General features: G+C 64.8%; 16 protein-coding genes. 5 read left to right on the top strand and 11 right to left on the bottom strand.

The features are described 5' to 3' along the window. Nucleotides 1-23 precede the first annotated feature (23 nt). Nucleotides 24-449, bottom strand: a complete 426-nt coding sequence (locus tag BLS08_RS00435; protein ID WP_017676184.1) for a VOC family protein — start codon at nt 447-449, stop codon at nt 24-26. A gap of 144 nt (nt 450-593) precedes the next feature. Between BLS08_RS00435 and BLS08_RS00430 the strand changes: the two genes are divergently transcribed. Then, complete coding sequence (locus tag BLS08_RS00430; protein ID WP_017676183.1) at nt 594-1463, top strand: LysR family transcriptional regulator; 870 nt, start codon at nt 594-596, stop codon at nt 1461-1463. A gap of 59 nt (nt 1464-1522) precedes the next feature. On the opposite strand, the gene BLS08_RS00425 is transcribed toward BLS08_RS00430, so the two are convergent. The 3 genes from BLS08_RS00425 to BLS08_RS00415 all read right to left on the bottom strand — a co-directional run bounded on the left by BLS08_RS00425 (nt 1523) and on the right by BLS08_RS00415 (nt 5776). Continuing rightward, nucleotides 1523-4135, bottom strand: a complete 2613-nt coding sequence (locus tag BLS08_RS00425) for a TonB-dependent receptor (RefSeq protein ID WP_017676182.1) — start codon at nt 4133-4135, stop codon at nt 1523-1525. 106 nt (nt 4136-4241) lie between these two features. Then, nucleotides 4242-5192 (bottom strand): FecR family protein, encoded by a 951-nt coding sequence (locus BLS08_RS00420; protein ID WP_026088495.1) that lies wholly within the window; start codon nt 5190-5192, stop codon nt 4242-4244. 62 nt (nt 5193-5254) lie between these two features. After that, nucleotides 5255-5776 carry an RNA polymerase sigma factor gene (locus BLS08_RS00415; RefSeq protein WP_017676180.1) on the bottom strand — a complete coding sequence of 174 codons (522 nt, stop codon included), beginning with the start codon at nt 5774-5776 and terminating at the stop codon, nt 5255-5257. 240 nt (nt 5777-6016) lie between these two features. Here BLS08_RS00415 and BLS08_RS00410 point away from each other — a divergent pair, with 240 nt between their 5' ends. After that, complete coding sequence (locus tag BLS08_RS00410) at nt 6017-6607, top strand: biliverdin-producing heme oxygenase (RefSeq protein ID WP_026088494.1); 591 nt, start codon at nt 6017-6019, stop codon at nt 6605-6607. Further along, on the top strand, nt 6600-6998 hold the full coding sequence (locus tag BLS08_RS00405) for a YbaN family protein (protein WP_017676178.1): 399 nt from the start codon (nt 6600-6602) through the stop codon (nt 6996-6998). The genes BLS08_RS00410 and BLS08_RS00405 overlap by 8 nt, the downstream gene beginning before the upstream one ends. A 204-nt stretch (nt 6999-7202) precedes the next feature. On the opposite strand, the gene BLS08_RS00400 is transcribed toward BLS08_RS00405, so the two are convergent. The 7 genes from BLS08_RS00400 to zur all read right to left on the bottom strand — a co-directional run bounded on the left by BLS08_RS00400 (nt 7203) and on the right by zur (nt 12943). After that, entirely contained in the window at nt 7203-7973 is a 771-nt protein-coding gene (locus BLS08_RS00400) for a MetQ/NlpA family ABC transporter substrate-binding protein (RefSeq protein WP_090335851.1), read from the bottom strand. A 64-nt stretch (nt 7974-8037) separates the two neighbouring features. Beyond that, a complete protein-coding gene (locus tag BLS08_RS00395; protein ID WP_012020239.1) occupies nt 8038-8706 on the bottom strand; it encodes a methionine ABC transporter permease in 669 nt (222 codons plus the stop codon). Beyond that, nucleotides 8706-9713: a methionine ABC transporter ATP-binding protein gene (locus tag BLS08_RS00390; RefSeq protein WP_090335848.1), complete on the bottom strand. Its 1008-nt coding sequence runs from the start codon at nt 9711-9713 to the stop codon at nt 8706-8708. The genes BLS08_RS00395 and BLS08_RS00390 overlap by 1 nt, the downstream gene beginning before the upstream one ends. A gap of 172 nt (nt 9714-9885) precedes the next feature. Then, the gene (locus tag BLS08_RS00385) at nt 9886-10731 is read right to left on the bottom strand and encodes a PA5502 family lipoprotein (protein ID WP_090335847.1); all 846 of its coding nucleotides are present in this window, start codon (nt 10729-10731) and stop codon (nt 9886-9888) included. Between the two features lie 153 nt (nt 10732-10884). Beyond that, nucleotides 10885-11673: a zinc ABC transporter permease subunit ZnuB gene (znuB, locus tag BLS08_RS00380; RefSeq protein ID WP_090335845.1), complete on the bottom strand. Its 789-nt coding sequence runs from the start codon at nt 11671-11673 to the stop codon at nt 10885-10887. After that, complete coding sequence (znuC, locus tag BLS08_RS00375) at nt 11673-12461, bottom strand: zinc ABC transporter ATP-binding protein ZnuC (protein ID WP_075750869.1); 789 nt, start codon at nt 12459-12461, stop codon at nt 11673-11675. Before znuC ends, znuB begins: the two co-directional genes overlap by 1 nt. Beyond that, nucleotides 12458-12943, bottom strand: coding sequence for a zinc uptake transcriptional repressor Zur (gene zur, locus BLS08_RS00370; RefSeq protein ID WP_045733488.1), 486 nt, complete (start codon nt 12941-12943; stop codon nt 12458-12460). Before zur ends, znuC begins: the two co-directional genes overlap by 4 nt. Nucleotides 12944-13009: 66 nt before the next feature. Here zur and znuA point away from each other — a divergent pair, with 66 nt between their 5' ends. Further along, on the top strand, nt 13010-13954 hold the full coding sequence (znuA, locus tag BLS08_RS00365; protein ID WP_075750865.1) for a zinc ABC transporter substrate-binding protein ZnuA: 945 nt from the start codon (nt 13010-13012) through the stop codon (nt 13952-13954). A gap of 217 nt (nt 13955-14171) precedes the next feature. Further along, complete coding sequence (locus BLS08_RS00360) at nt 14172-15413, top strand: MFS transporter (protein ID WP_090335844.1); 1242 nt, start codon at nt 14172-14174, stop codon at nt 15411-15413. The last annotated feature ends 41 nt before the right edge of the window (nt 15414-15454 follow it).

The following is a 15454-nucleotide window of genomic DNA, read 5'->3' as shown; positions in this document are numbered from 1 at the left end:
CTCGCTACCCGGGCAGCGTGCGTTTACTTGGCGAACAGCTGGCCGATGTCCTTGAACGCCTTGAACTCCAGGGCGTTGCCGCAAGGATCGAGGAGGAACATGGTGGCCTGCTCGCCGACCTGGCCCTTGAAACGCACGTAGGGCTCGATGACGAACGTCGTCTCGCGGCTGCGCAGGCGCTCGGCCAGCGCTTCCCAGTCTGCCCAGCCGAGCACCACGCCGAAATGCGGCACCGGCACGTCATGACCGTCCACCGGGTTGCTCACGGCTGATTCCTGGTAGGCCATCTTTGGCGCTTCGTGGATCACCAACTGGTGGCCGAAGAAATCGAAGTCCACCCAGTGCTCGCTGCTACGACCCTCGGCACAGCCGAACACCTCGCCGTAGAAATGCCGCGCGGCAGCCAGGTCGTACACGGGAATCGCCAGGTGAAAGGGAGCAAGGGCCATCACGCAATACCTCTGATTGTTGTGGGTAGGGCGGGTACAATCCGCCATCGATGTTCATCGCACCAGCCTACCAACAGCAAAATTGTTCTAAAGCGAATATTCTTGCTCGCAAGCTCAACTATTTTCGATCAATCGAGGGCCTCAATGCTGCGCGAGCTGAAAACCTTCATCACCGTCGCTCGCCTGGGCACCTTCGCTGCCGCTGGCCAGCAGGTGGGGCTGACCCAGTCGGCGGTCAGCGCGCAGATGCGCGTGCTGGAGCAGCACCTCGGCGTGCGCCTGTTCGACCGCAGTGGCCGCGCTGCCGTGCTCAACGCAGCCGGCCGGCACGCCTTGCCGCTGGCCGAACAGATGCTCGCGCTGTACGCGCAGATGGCGTTGCCGCCGGCCGCCGATCAGTGGCAGGGCGAGCTGCGCGTCGGCGCCATCGCCACCTTGCAGACCGGCTTGCTGGCCGAGGCGCTGCCGCGCTTTCGGCAACTGGCACCGCGGGTCGAACTGAAGCTGGTGCCGGGCGTGTCGTTGCAGCTGTTCAGTCAGCTGGATGCGGGTGAGCTGGATCTGGCGCTGTTGATCAAGCCGCCGTTTGCCTTACCCAAGGAACTGCTGGAAGTACCGCTAGCGCGCGAGCCCTTCGTGCTGATCGCCCCGCTGGACGTGGATGGAGACGACCCATTGCGCCTGCTCGTCGAGCAGCCTTTCGTGCGCTACGACCGCGCTTCGTTCGGCGGGCGCCAGGTGACGCGCTTCCTGCGTGAGCAACGCCTGAACGTGCGCGAGGCACTGGAGCTGGATGAACTGGAAGCCATCGTGCGGCTGGTAGAAAACGGTATGGGCGTGGCCCTGGTACCGCGTGCGGGCCTGTGGCTGCAACGGCCGACGCACCTGCGGGTGATCGAGCTGGGCGAGCTGACCTTCCATCGTGAGCTGGTCGCCCTGGTGCGTCGTGCGCAGCGCCAGCCGGCACTGGATTGCTTGTTGAGCTGCCTGCTGTCGAGAGATGCGCCTGGGTAAGGGCAGCGCACTGCTGTCTGCGCCGGAAGTGACAGTTGCAGTCACTTCCGGCTGCTGGCTCAGATGTCCCAGACCAGATTGATCGCGAAGTTGCGCCCCGGCTGGGTCAGGCGGTCGAGGTTGGCGGGGGCGGTCACACCGGCCTCTCCATTGCCGTCGTAGCCGCGCACGTCGTCCCACTGCCAGTACTGTTTATCGGTCAGGTTGTACAGGCCGGCATTGACGGTGAGATCGTCGGTCAGCTTGTAGTAGCCGGTCAGATCGAGAAAGCCATAGCCGGGTGTGGCGAACTGGCTGCCGTCACCGGTCGGGGAGTTGAAACCGCTCTGGTCGATGCGGGTCTTGCGCTTGACCAGTGTCCAGTTCAGCAGGCCGCCAAAACGCTCCTGCTCGTAGCCCAGGCCGAATACGCCGGTCAGCGGGTTGATGCTGTTCAGCGGTTCGCCGGTTTCTTCGTCGCGACCACGGGCATAGGCGATCGAGCCTTGCGCGTACAGGCCCGGCAGCGCGCCGAAGTTGTCCAGGTTCAGGCGGCCCTTGGCTTCCGCACCGCGGATGCTGGCGCGGCTGATGTTACGGCTCTGGAAGACGGTCAGGCCGCCAGCCGTACCTACGGCATCTTCGTCAATGAAGTCGCGGTAGCGGTTGTAGAACACGGCCAGGCTGAAGCTGCCGCCTTCGAAGTTGCCGCGCAGACCGGTTTCCAGGCTGCGGCTGGTTTCCGGGTCGAGATCGGGGTTGGGCTCCACAATGTAGGGCGGGTTGCTGTTCTGGAAGCGGCCGTACATCTCCTTCGCCGTTGGTGTGCGGAAGCCTTCTGCGTATTGGGCAAAACCGGTGTAGTGCTCATCGAGGGCATAGGTCACGCCGAGCTTGGGCGAAACGCGCTGCCAGGTCGTGCTCGCGTCTGTGGGTTCGAAGGTACTGCTTGCAGGGGCGCTGGCCAGGTACTCGTCGGTCAGATCGGGCTTGAGCTTGGTCCGGTCGTAGCGAATACCCGGCAGGAACGTCCACTGGTTCCAGCGGATCTGGTCTTGCAGAAATACGCCGTAGACATCGATGGTCGGATCCGGGAAGTCGCTCTGGGTGGTGAGGGTATCGCCGGCATTGTTGCTGATCGCGCCGACGGTGGGGCAGTTGGCACCCAGTGCCTGCAGGCAGACGCCATAACCGCTGCGCTGGCCGGTAACCTCCTGACGCTTGAGGTTGAAGCCGTAGGTCAGCAGGTGATCGGTTTCACCCAGGGCGAAGGCCTTGTCCAGCTGTGCGTTGAGCACCCACTGGCGATCCTTGTAGTCGGTACTGCGATAGCGCATCACGTCGCGGGTGATGGCCTGGGTAAAGAAGTTCCTGGGGGTGTAGCGCTCTTGGGTGCTTTGGTCGGTCTTGGCGATCTGGTAATTCAGGCTCCATTTCAGGCTGTCGGCCAGCAGACTGTCCAGCGCCAGGCTGTGCTCCAGGCCGAAGCGCTCGCGGGTGATGGTGTCGTTGCCAGCACGACTCGCGTAGTAGTTCTGCCCCGCACCGATGGTCGGAGCGTTGAATGGCCCGCCGACGGCGCTGAGTTGATTGCTGTCGCGATCATCCTTGTACTTCTCATAGGTCAGCTGCAGGCGGTCGCTGTCGTTGTAGTTCCAACCCAATTTGGCCAGGACATTGGTGGTGCGAACGTCTTCCGGGTTGGCCGCTGTGCGATTCAAGCCGGTACCGCCGTGGTTACCGTAGGAGTCGGTCTCATGGCCGTTGCGCTGGGACAGGTGCAGCAGCGCATCGAAGTCCTCATGGCGACCGGCGATGGTGGCCGAGTTCAGCCAGCTTTCGTCGGCGGAGCTGTAGCCTGTCTTCAGGCGGGCGCCGCCGTTGCGGCCATCCTTGATGATGTCGTCAGCATCGAGGGTGAAGTAGCTGACCGCACCACCAATGGCATTGCTGCCATACAGGGCCGAGGCCGGGCCACGGAGAATTTCTACCCGCTTGATGATCTCCGGGTCGACGTAGTTGCGCTGGGTATTGGCATAGGGGCCGTAGTAGAAGCTGGCAGGTATCTCGACGCCGTCGACCTGAGTCAACACTCGGTTACCATCGATGCCGCGGATGTTGTAGCCGGTGAGGCCGGAGCGCTGACCAGTGCCGCCGACGGAGACGCCAGGCTCGTCGCGTACCAGCTGCTTGATGGTGTTGATGTTGTTGCGGTCCAGGAGGGTTCGATCGCGCACGCTGACCGTACTGGGAACGGCGTTTACATCCTGCTCGTGAAGCGTGGCGGTGACCGTCGTTGGTTGGAGGGCGAGCGATTGCGCAGGGTTCTTCATCAGCACCACGCTGCGTTCCCCAACGCTGCGGTAGCTCAAGCCGGTGCCTTCGAGCAGGCGCGCCAAGGCCAGTTCCGGCGATTGGCGGCCACTGGTTCCCGGCGAGTCGATACCGTCGGCCAATTGTGCCGGCAGGCCTATCTGCCAGCCCGTGACGTCGCTGAAGGCGTTCAGCGCCGAGACCAGTGGCTGGCGCTCGATGGCGAAGCTGTAACCGCTCTGGCTGTGCTGCTGCGCCGCTGGCGCCAGCTCGGCAGCATGGGCCAGCGGCAGGCTGGCGCAGGCGATGGAGAGTGCCAGCAGCGACAGGCTGGCGGTGGACAGTCGCGGGAAATGCGGGCGCCTGGTGTGAAGGGGCATCGTTGTGCTCTCTGCGGGTGTCGTCGGAAAGGTCAGTTAATGCGAATTGTTTGCATTGTTCTGACGGGACGAACGAATCCCTCAGTGAGCGTAAAAATTCTTTTTCTCAGTTGAGAATCAGCAGCGATGGGTACTCTTGCAGCTGCGCCGAGGTCACCTGCGCCAGCGAGCGCATGATGTCGGCGGGGTCGCTCAGGCGATAGTTGCCGGTGATGCGCAGGTCATTCAGCTCGGCGTTGCGGTTGATGATCCAGCCGGGGTAGTAGCGGCGCAGTTCAGCCAGCACTTCGTGCAAAGGGCGATCATCGAAGATCAGGCGGCCCTGAACCCACGCGAGTTGGCTGGCTGTGGTGCCGTGGATACGCTTGCCGACACCGTCCGGGCCGATGCGGATGCTGTCGCCGCTTGCCAGGTAGATGCGTGTGTCGTTGCCGCGAGCATGCACCTCGATCTCGCCGCGTTCGACGCTGACTTCGGCGGCATCGTCGAGATAGCGCACGGAGAATGCGGTGCCGCGTACCGATATCTGAACGGGGCCAGCGGTCACCTGAAATGGACGGCTGCTGTCCTTGGCGACATCGAAATAGGCTTCGCCTCTGAGCAGCTGCGTGACGCGCTGACTCGCGTCGATCTGACTGGAGAACGCGCTGCCGGTGTTGAGCAGTACGTGCGAGCCATCGGCCAGATCCAGACTCTGGCGCTGGCCAACGGCCGTGACATGATCGGCGCGCAGGCGCAGCAGCAGATCGCTGTGCAGGGTGATGCCGACCACCAGCAGCAGCGAGGCGGCGATCGCCAGCGCGCCACCGATGCGCCGCGAGCGCCTGGGCGCCGGTTGCCTGCGCTGCTGCAGGCGCGCGGCTGCGCTGACCAGCGTGGGCGATTGCCAGCACTGCTGCGCGCGCTCGAACGCCTCGGCATTGGCAGGGGAGGCGGCCAGCCACTCGGCGAATCGCGCCCGGCAATCATCGTCCGCATCTTCCAGCAGAAGCAGCCAGTCCAGCGCCTGGCTCAGCGATGTGTCGCTGTCGGTGGGGGTTCCCTGCTGCTGGTGCATCGGGCTGTTCTCGAAACCGGGGCGCAATATTCTGGCCGAAGGTGCGGGGGAGCGATAGTCGCTCATGTCGGAGGCGCGAGGCGCTCGATCAGGGTCATGCACAGGGTCATGATCAGTTTCAGTTCTTTCTGCACCGTGCTGGTCGATACGCCGAGCTCTGCAGCGATCTCTGCGTAACCCTGGCCATGCAGACGGCTGAGGATGAAGATGCGTTGCTGGCGTTCGCTCAACTGTTCCAGGGCGTTGCCCAGTCGTTGCAGCAGGCGTTCGGCGTGCAGACTGTCTTCGCTGGATGAACCCGGAGCGGGGACGGCCTGCATGATGGCGTCCGGCACGTCATCAAGCATGGTGCGCGACTGCATGCGCTCGCGGCGCAAGTGGTCGAGCGCCAGATTGCGGCCCGTCTGGAAGAGAAAGGGTTCGAGGTGATCGACCGGTTTGTCGCGCAGGCTACGGGCGACCCGCAGGTAGGTTTCCTGCACCAGCTCCTCGGCGATGCTGGCGTTTTTGACGATTTTCACCAGCGTGCGCAGCAGCGGGGTGCGCTGGCTGATGAAGACGCTGTCTAGATTGGGGATGGTCACTGGCAAGCCTGGTTCGCCGACTACTTCGCGAATAATAATCACTTTTAATAAGGTCGGCTAGCGAGCGCATGTAGGAAGCCCGTCTGCAGCGCCATATTCCCGTGTTTCGCGTTATTTTTACGGAGCTTGGTAGGTTCGTTCGTCTTTAAAAGACAGTGGCAGTCGAACGTCCTGCACGCTTCATCGAGCGGTGCAGGGGACGGGCTGCCGTACTTCATGCCAGTCATCAGCGAGCTTTCCATGACCGCCTCTTCGCAACTGTCCCATCCGCTGCGTTCGCAGCGCCTAAACCAGATTACCCACGAGCCGCACAGCCACCTCGACAACCTGGTCAAGAGCCATGATCCTTTCGGTAGCCCTGAACGGTTTTCCCATTTCGTGGCCGCCCAGTATCTGTTCCAGCGTGATCTGGAAAAGCTCTATAACGACCCGCAACTGATCAAGCTGGTGCCTGATCTGCTGCAGCGCTGCCGCGTCGAGCAGGCCGCGCTGGACCTGGCCGATCTGCAGCGCGCGCTGCCTGAGGGCGATGACAGCATTCGCAACAAGACTATGGGCACCGGCGAGGCGCTGGCCTGGCTGTTCGTTTCCGAAGGTTCCAAGCTCGGCGCCGCTTTCCTGCTCAAGCGCATGCCGGCGCTGGGCCTCAGCGAGACCTTTGGCGCGCGTCACCTGGGCGAGCCGGAAGGTGGCCGCGCCCAGGGCTGGAAGGCCTTTACCGCGGTGCTCGACAGCGTCGAGCTGGATGCCGAGCAGGAGCGTCTGGCCGAGGCGGCGGCCATCGCCGCCTTCGAGCGTTTCACCGTGCACCTGGAACGCTGCTTTGCCTGAAACCACGCTGGCGTGTTCGGCCTGGCAGCGCTGGCTATGGCTGCTGCTGGCCTACCTGAGCATCGGCATGGCCATGCTCGGGATGATACTGCCGGGCCTGCCCACCACGGAGTTCGTCCTCCTGGCGGCCTGGGCGGCGTCGCGCAGCTCACCACGGCTGGCCGCCTGGTTGGAGTATCATCGGGTGTTCGGCCCGTTGCTGCGTGACTGGAAAAACGGCGGCCTGATCGCCCGGCGCACCAAGTGGGTGGCGAGTGCCAGCATGCTGCTCGCGCTGAGCATCCTGCTACTGACCGTCAACCATATGCCTTCCGTGCTGTTTGCTGCCGCTGGCATGAGCTGCGGTGCGCTGTTCATCTGGACGCGCCCGGAAAAGCCCAGGGCAGGTTAGTGCGCTCGGTGGGAGGGGCTTCAGCCGCGACTACGACCGTCGTCTAGGCGCCTGCCAGTGTCGTAGCCCGGATGCAATCCGGGGGCGGTGGCCACATTACCCCCGATGCGCACGGCGCACCCTGCGGGGCACCGACACATTCCACGCATAAAAATGCCGCGCAGCTTTGCAGCGGCGCGGCATCGGGTACGGCGTCAGCGGCGATCAGAACGCCGGCACGACGGCGCCTTTGTACTTCTCTTCGATGAACTGCCTGACCTCGGCGCTGTGCAGAGCCTTGACCAGCTTCTGTACGGCGTCGCTGTCCTTGTTGTCGGCGCGGGTCACCAGGATGTTCACGTACGGCGAGTCGCTGCCTTCGATGGCCAGGGCGTCCTGGGTCGGGTTCAGCTTGGCTTCCAGGGCATAGTTGGTGTTGATCAGGGCGAGGTCGACCTGGCTCAGCACGCGCGGCAGGGTAGCTGCTTCCAGTTCACGCACCTTGATCGCCTTCGGGTTCTCGACGATGTCCTTCGGTGTGGCGAGGATGCCGGCTTCCGGCTTGAGTTTGATCACGCCGGCCTTCTGCAGCAGCAGCAGGGCGCGGCCGCCGTTGGTGGCGTCGTTGGGGATGGCCACGGTAGCGCCTTGCGGCAGCTCGCTGAGGTTCTTGATCTTGCTCGAGTAGGCGCCGAAGGGCTCGACGTGCACGCCGGCAACGCTGACCAGCTCGGTCTTGCGGCTGGCGTTGAACTCGTCCAGGTACGGCTGGTGCTGGAAGAAGTTGGCGTCGAGGTTCTTCTGCTGCACTTGCAGGTTGGGCTGCACGTAGTCGGTGAACACGCGCACCTTCAGCTCCACGCCTTCTTTGGCCAGGGCCGGTTTGACGAACTCGAGGATCTCCGCATGCGGCACCGGGGTGGCGGCGACGTTGAGGGTTTCGGCCTGGGCCGAGAAGGCCGCGCAGGCGGCCAGGGCAGTCAGCAGTTTCTTCATTTCAAGGTTCCTTTTGGGAAGGTTGGCGCGGGTCTCGCGGGTAGCGAGTCGCCGCTTGTCGTGATTACTTACGGGAGAAATGTACGACCAGACGATCACCGACCATCTGCAGCACCTGCACCAGAATCAGCAGCAGGATTACGGTCACGGCCATCACGTCCGGCTGGTAGCGCTGGTAGCCGTAGCGCACGGCCAGGTCGCCGAGGCCGCCGCCGCCGATCAGGCCGCTCATGGCGGTGTAGGACACCAGGGTTATCGCGGTAACGGTGGTGGCCGCGAGCAGGCCGGGCAACGCCTCGGGCAGCAGCGCGCGGGTGATGATCTGCCAGGTAGTGGCGCCCATCGCCTGGGTCGCTTCGATGATGCCGCGCTCCACCTCGCGCAGGGCGGTTTCCACCAGGCGCGCGAAGAACGGCGTGGCACCCACCACCAGTGGCGGAATGGCGCCGGCGACGCCCAGCGAGGTGCCGACCAGCAGCTCGGTGAAGGGGATCATCAGGATCAAGAGGATGACGAAGGGCACCGAGCGCAGGATGTTCACCACCAGCGACAGCGCGCCGTACAGGGCCTTCTGTTCGAACAGCTGGCGCGGGCCGGTGAGGAACAGCAGCACGCCGAGCGGCAGGCCGAGCAGCACGGTGAACAGCATCGAGCCGAGCAGCATGTTCAGGGTGTCGAGGCTGGCCTGCCAGATTTCCGGCCAGAACACGTTGGGTAGCAGTTGTTCGAGCATCAGCGCAGTACCTCCAGATGCACATCGGCGGCGCCGAAGCGCGCCAGCGCGGCGTCGATGTCGCCACCGGTCAGGGCCAGGGTGAGCTGGCCGTAGGGGGTGTCCTTGATGCGGTCGATGCGCCCGGCAAGGATGCTGTAGTCCACCCCGGTTTCACGGGCCACGGTGCCCAGCAGTGGCGCGTAGGTGGCCTCGCCCTGGAAGGTCAGGCGCAGGATGCGGCCTTCGACATGGGCGAAGTCATCGCGCTGCTCGGCTTCGTCGACGTGCTCGGACTCCTGCACGAAACGCTTCGTGGTCGGGTGCTGCGGGTGCAGGAACACCTCGGCCACCGGGCCTTCCTCGACGATGACGCCGGCATCCATCACCGCCACGCGGTCGCAGACGCGGCGGATCACGTCCATCTCGTGGGTGATCAACACGATGGTCAGGCCCAGTTCGCGATTGATCTCGGCCAGCAGCTGCAACACGGCGGTGGTGGTCTGCGGGTCGAGGGCGCTGGTGGCCTCGTCGCACAAGAGGATCTTTGGCCGGGTGCTCAGCGCACGGGCGATGCCGACGCGCTGCTTCTGCCCGCCGGAGAGCTGCGCGGGGTATTTGTTGGCGTGATCCTGCAGGCCGACGCGCGCCAGCAACTCGGCAACGCGGGCGTCGATCTCGGCGCGGCTCAGTTCGCCGGCCAGACGCAGCGGCATGGCGATGTTGTCGGCGACGGTCTTCGACGACAGCAGGTTGAAGTGCTGGAAGATCATCCCGACCTGTTGGCGGAAGCGGCGCAGGCCATTGGAGTCGAGGGCGGTGACGTCGACGCCGTCGATCTCGATGCGACCGCCCGAGGGTTCTTCCAGGCGGTTGATCAGGCGCAGCAGGGTGCTTTTGCCGGCGCCGGAGTGGCCGATGATGCCGAACACCTGGCCGCTGCCGACCTGCAGCGTGGTGGGCTGCAGCGCCGGAATCTCACGACCGGCGACGCGGTAGGCTTTGTGGACGGATTGAAACTGGATCACGCGAACGACCTTTTGGGTGTGTTCAAGGGCGGGCCCCCAGGTGGAAGGGGCCGGCCTTCGGGCGCCGGGTGGGGCGCAAAAGGGCGCTAGTTTACCCGGCGGTGTTTAGGCCGAGAAAATCTTTGTTGGCCTATGGTTATTACAAAATGGCATTACCGATAAGCGACAGACATCAGTTGCGCTTTGGGCTCAACAGCAGGCGTGGCACCTGTTGCGGAGCGATCTTCTGGCTCAACTGCGGACGAAAGCTCGGGTCGAGTTTCTTGATGCGTGCCGACAGCAGCGCCGCAACCCAGGGATAATCCTTGGCCTCGCGTACTTCGATGCGCACGGCGCAGCGAAAGGTCACGACATCCGCCGCCACGCTGTCGAGCAGGCGGCGCAGGTTTTCGTTGTCCTGGTTGTCCAGCATAGGCATGGCCACGCTGCTGGTGGCGGCGTTCGGATCGATCAGGCGTGCTGTGGGCTTGCTCTCGACCACTGGTGCTGGCTGGCTTGCGGCTATCGGAGCGGTTGCTGCCTTGGCCGCTGCCTGGCGTTCGCTGGCCTGGCGTTGCTGGCGCAGTTGCTCCTGGCGCTCGGCATCGAGCTTGGCGGCTGCATCGCGTGCCTGTTGCTCGGCAGCTGCCTGGCGTGCCGTACGGGCGCTGTCGATGGCCTGGTTGAGATCGTGACTCAGGGCCGGCGCCTGCGGCATCAGGCTGCGGGCCTGGCCCAGTGCCTGCGCGGCGCGATCCAGATCGCCCTGCTGCAGCGCTTCGCGGCCTTGCTCCATATAGGCCTCGGCCAGCTGGCGCTGGTACTGCTCCAGACGCGTGTCGCGGCTGGCGCGCTGCTGCAGTGTGCTGAGCTGGCTGCGCGCGTCGTCGAGGCGTTCTTCGGCCAGGCTCAGGTCGAGCTGACGGAAGGCGACGACCAGATCGTCGACCGGCGGGAGGCTGTGCTGCTGGCTGCTCTGGCAACCGGCCAGAAGTAGAACCAGAAAAAGCGGAAGACCACGAAAAGCGAACGACTTCATAACTACGCGTCTCGAATTGTGCAAAAAACGCGCAATCATACAGGTTCGTACCGCTGATTTCATCTCGATCGGTCGTGCCGTAGCCCGGATGCAATCCGGGGAAAACGTGGTGGAGCATTCCCGGATTGCATCCGGGCTACGCAGAGCGCGTCATCAGGTGTTGCGCTTGGGTAACGCGAAGCTGGCCAGAAACAGCGCGGCGGCGCTGACCACGATGGATGGCCCGGCCGGGGTGTCCTGGTACCAGGACAGGCTAAGCCCTGCACACACGGCCATCAGGCCGAGCAGGCTGGCGCCCACAGCCATCTGTTCTGGCGTGCGTGCGTGGCGTTGGGCGGCGGCGGCGGGGATGATCAGCAGTGAGGTGATCAGCAGTACGCCGACGATCTTCATCGCCACGGCGATCACCACGGCAATCAGCAGCATCAGCGCCAGGCGAATCGCCGCCACCGGCAGGCCTTCGACCCGCGCCAGCTCTTCGTGCACGGTGATCGCCAGCAGCGGCCGCCACAGCCAGGCCAGCAGCGCCAGCACCAGCGCGCTGCCACCGATGATCCAGGCAAGGTCGGTGGGACTGACGGCGAGCAGGTCGCCGAACAGGTAGCTCATCAGGTCGATGCGCACGTCATGCATGAAACTCAGCGCCACCAGGCCCAGCGACAGGGTGCTGTGGGCGAGGATGCCCAGCAGGGTGTCGGAGGCCAGCGGCTGGCGCTGTTGCAGGGTCACCAGCAGCACGGCGAGCAGCACGCAGCCGACGGTCACCGTCAGGGTCGGGCTGACGTCGAGCATCAGGCCCAGTGCCACGCCGAGCAGGGCCGCGTGGGACAGGGTGTCGCCAAAATAGGCCATGCGCCGCCACACCACGAAGGAGCCGAGCGGGCCGGCCACCAGGGCCAGGGTAAGGCCGGCGAGCAGAGCGTTGAGGAGAAAATCGGGCATCAGTGTTTGCAACCAGGGCCGTGAACGTGAGCCGGCCCGTGGATGGTCAGGCCCGGCTCAACCACGCCGCCATGCAGGTCGTGAGCGTGGTCATGATGGTGGTGGTAGACGGCCAGGCTCTTGGCGTCCTGGCCGAACAGTTCGATGAACGCCGGGTCGCCGCTGACCTGCTCCGGGTGCCCCGAGCAGCACACATGGCGGTTGAGGCAAACCACCTGATCGGTGGCGCTCATCACCAGATGCAGATCGTGCGAGACCATCAGCACGCCGCAGCCATGGCGCTCGCGCAGTCGCGAGATCAGCCGATACAGCTCGGCCTGGCCGGCGACGTCGACGCCCTGCACCGGCTCGTCGAGCACCAGCAGTTGCGGCTCGCGTAGCAGCGCACGGGCCAGCAGTACGCGCTGCATCTCGCCGCCGGAAATGCTCTGCAGCGGGCTGTCGATCACCTGTTCCGCACCGACCTCGGCCAGTGCTGCCTGGACGCGTTTGCGATCCACCCCCGGTACCAGGCGCAGGAAACGCAGCACCGACAGCGGCAAGGTGGCGTCGACGTGGAGTTTTTGCGGCATGTAGCCGATGCGCAGGCGTGGCGCCCGGCGCACGTTGCCACGCTCAGGCTGCAGCAGGCCGAGCACCACGCGCACCAGGGTGGTCTTGCCCGCACCATTGGGCCCGATCAGGGTGACGATTTCGCCGGGTTGTACGCTCAGCTGCACATCGTCCAGCACAGGCTGGCCGTTGAAGCTGACGGCGACCCCATCGAGACGGATCAGCGCGTCGCTCATGCCGTGCCCTTGCAGCCTGCGCAGAGGCCGACCACTTCCACGGTCTGGCTTTCGACGACGAAACCGACGCCAGCCGCCCCGTCGACGATGGCCTGGCTGATCGCTGGTTGCTCCAGTTCGGTCGCCGCATGGCAAGCGCGGCAGATCAGGAACTGGCCTTGATGCGCATGCTCCGGGTGGCTGCAACCGACGAAGGCGTTGAGTGAGGCGATGCGGTGCACCAGGCCGTTTTCCAGCAGGAAATCCAGCGCGCGGTAAACCGTCGGTGGTGCGGCGCGGCGACCGTCTTCGTCGCTCAATACGCCGAGAATGTCATAGGCGCCCAGCGGTTTGTGACTGGCCCAGACCAGCTCCAGCACGCGTTTGCGCAGGGCTGTCAGGCGCAGGCCCTGGCGGGCGCAGATGGCTTCGGCCTCGGCCAGGGCATGGCTGACGCAGCGGGAGTGGTCGTGAGGGCGTGCAGCCAGGGGTGTGTCGGTCATGGGCAAGGACGGCGCTGGTAAGAGACGTTATTATATTACCCGTTCAATTCCATCCGAGTATGCCCCGTGTTGCGTCTTTTCTGTCTCTTTACCCTGCTTTCCGTCGCCAGCGCCCAGGCCGAGGTGCGTGTGCTGACCAGTATCAAACCGCTGCAACTGATCGCCGCGGCGGTGCAGGACGGCATCGGCGAACCCGAGGTGCTGCTGCCGCCCGGTGCCTCGCCGCACCACTATGCGTTGCGCCCATCCGACGTACGGCGAGTGCGTGATGCCGACCTGCTGTACTGGATCGGTCCGGACATGGAGGGTTTTCTGCCGCGGGTGCTGGGCAGCCGCGACAAGCCTCAGGTGGCGGTGCAGGATCTGCCCGGCATGACCCTGCGCCACTTCGGCGATAGCCACGACGAACACGATCATGACCAAGACGAGCATGATCATGGCCACGAACATGCCAGCGATGAGCTTGGTCATGACCATGATCACCGTCCGGGCAGCCTGGATGCCCACCTGTGGTTGGCCGCCGACAACGCCAAGGTGATCGCCGCGCGCATGGCGGCAGACCTGGCCAAGCTGGATGCCGCCAACGCCGCGCGTTACGCCGCCAATCTCAAAGCCTTCGAAGCGCGCCTGGATGCGCTCGATGGCCGCATTCGCCCGCAACTGGCCGCTTTGCAGGGCAAGCCGTATTTCGTCTTCCACGAAGCCTTCGACTATTTCGAGGCCGCCTACGGCCTCAAGCACGCAGGCGTGTTCAGCGTGCTGACCGAAGTACAGCCCGGCGCCCGTCACGTCGCTGCCATGCGCAAGACGCTGCAACAGACGGGCCCGAGCTGCGTATTCAGCGAACCGCCTCTGCGCCCGCGCCTGGCCGAAACCCTCACAGCCGGCTTGCCGGTGAAACTGGCGGAACTCGATGCCCTCGGCGGCGCCCTGCCAGTCAGTGCCAACGGCTATGAACAACTGCTGGAAAACCTGGCCGGTGGCCTGAGCGAGTGCCTGAATAGCCTGTAAGACCTTTGGCGTCGTGAACGTTTTTCACGTAGCCCGGATGCAATCCGGGAGCGATGGCAACGGCCCCGGATTGCATCCGGGCTACAACTAATCGAACGTCCTGCCCCGTGGGAGGGGCTTCAGCCGCGACGAGTCGAGCTACGAGCTGTAACCGTCCTCACATTGCCGCTGACCGGCGCAAACCACTAGGCTTGCGCTTTTGCCGCGAGCGCCCGCCATGTCGCCCACCGCCTCTCGCCCGTCCAACGCCACGCTGGTGCTGCTGGCCTCGCTTTACTGTGCGCAGGGCCTGCCTTCCGGGCTGATCGCCCACTCGCTGCCGGTGCTGCTGCGCCAGCATGACGTCGACCTGGCGCTGATCGGCTTGCTCAAGCTGCTGGCGCTGCCCTGGCTACTTAAAGTCTTGTGGGCGCCCTGGATCGACCGTCTGGCCTCGCCCCGCCTGGGCCACCACCGTGGCTGGATCCTGCCGCTGCAAAGCGGCGTGATTGTCTGTGTCGCGGCACTGGCGCTGCTCGCCCCGCAGACGCTGTTCGGCTCCGGCCTGTGGTTGTTGCTCGGCTTGCTGCTACTGATCAACTTGCTGGCAGCGACCCAGGACATCGCCACCGATGGCCTCACCGTGCGTCTGTTGCCCGAGCGCTGGCGTGGTCTGGGCAACAGCCTGCAGGTCGGCGGCTACAAGGTCGGCATGATCGTCAGCGGCAGTGGCCTGCTGCTGGTGATCGACCCGCTGGGTTGGAGCCTGGCGCTTGGCCTGCTGGCTGGCCTGATTCTGCTGATGACCGTGCCGATCTGGCTGTTCCCCGAGCGCCGCCTCTTGCCCTTCCAGCCCGCCCTGGCCGAAACCGCCCTTGGCCCACGCTTGTTGCTGAACCACTATCGCGGCCTGCTGGCGCAGCCCGGCATGCTGCTGTGGTTGGCGGTGGTGCTGACCTTCAAGCTCGGTGACTCGCTCGGCTCTCCCATGATCAAGCCGATGCTAGTGGACCAGGGCTGGAGCACCGGGGCGCTTGGTCAACTGACCCTGATCAGCAGCCTGGCCGGCATCGGCGGCGCCCTGCTCGGCGGCCTGCTCTACGCCCGTATCGGTGTGCTACGCGCGCTGATCCTGTTCGGCGCCTTGCAAGCCATCGGCATCGCCGCCCTGGCCTTGCTGGTGGGGCAGGGCGCCAATGTCGGCCTAGTCTACGCCGTGACCTTGTTCGAGCAAGTGGCCGACGGCATGTCCACCGTCGCGCTGTTCGCCGCGATGATGCGCATGTGCCGCCCCGAACATGAGGGTGCTGACTTCACCCTGCAGGCCTCGGCGCAGTTGCTGCTGTCCGGCTTCGTCGGGGCCAGCAGCGGGGTGCTGGCCAAGGCGTTGGGGTATGAGGGGCTGTTCGTTGGGGCGGGGGTGTTGGGGATGCTGGTGTTGGGGGGCGTGCTGATGCACGCACGCCGTACTCAAGGCTGAGAACGGCGCGGCCTGACCAGGGAGCAATTCAGCGAGGAATG

The sequence above is a fragment of the Ectopseudomonas chengduensis genome (assembly GCF_900102635.1).
Taxonomy (GTDB): Bacteria; Pseudomonadota; Gammaproteobacteria; order Pseudomonadales; family Pseudomonadaceae; genus Aquipseudomonas; species Aquipseudomonas chengduensis.
The sequence above is the reverse complement of the archived record's forward strand: the minus strand, read 5'-3'. Positions and strand labels throughout refer to the sequence as shown.

What these genes read in the sequence shown, in the direction of transcription:
- BLS08_RS00435 (WP_017676184.1), bottom strand. Translation starts at nt 449, where the DNA reads ATGGCCCTTGCTCCCTTTCACCTGGCGATTCCCGTGTACGACCTGGCT.
- BLS08_RS00430 (WP_017676183.1), top strand. Translation starts at nt 594, where the DNA reads ATGCTGCGCGAGCTGAAAACCTTCATCACCGTCGCTCGCCTGGGCACC.
- BLS08_RS00425 (WP_017676182.1), bottom strand. Translation starts at nt 4,135, where the DNA reads ATGCCCCTTCACACCAGGCGCCCGCATTTCCCGCGACTGTCCACCGCC.
- BLS08_RS00420 (WP_026088495.1), bottom strand. Translation starts at nt 5,192, where the DNA reads ATGCACCAGCAGCAGGGAACCCCCACCGACAGCGACACATCGCTGAGC.
- BLS08_RS00410 (WP_026088494.1), top strand. Translation starts at nt 6,017, where the DNA reads ATGACCGCCTCTTCGCAACTGTCCCATCCGCTGCGTTCGCAGCGCCTA.
- BLS08_RS00400 (WP_090335851.1), bottom strand. Translation starts at nt 7,973, where the DNA reads ATGAAGAAACTGCTGACTGCCCTGGCCGCCTGCGCGGCCTTCTCGGCC.
- BLS08_RS00395 (WP_012020239.1), bottom strand. Translation starts at nt 8,706, where the DNA reads ATGCTCGAACAACTGCTACCCAACGTGTTCTGGCCGGAAATCTGGCAG.
- BLS08_RS00385 (WP_090335847.1), bottom strand. Translation starts at nt 10,731, where the DNA reads ATGAAGTCGTTCGCTTTTCGTGGTCTTCCGCTTTTTCTGGTTCTACTT.
- znuB (WP_090335845.1), bottom strand. Translation starts at nt 11,673, where the DNA reads ATGCCCGATTTTCTCCTCAACGCTCTGCTCGCCGGCCTTACCCTGGCC.
- znuC (WP_075750869.1), bottom strand. Translation starts at nt 12,461, where the DNA reads ATGAGCGACGCGCTGATCCGTCTCGATGGGGTCGCCGTCAGCTTCAAC.
- zur (WP_045733488.1), bottom strand. Translation starts at nt 12,943, where the DNA reads ATGACCGACACACCCCTGGCTGCACGCCCTCACGACCACTCCCGCTGC.
- BLS08_RS00360 (WP_090335844.1), top strand. Translation starts at nt 14,172, where the DNA reads ATGTCGCCCACCGCCTCTCGCCCGTCCAACGCCACGCTGGTGCTGCTG.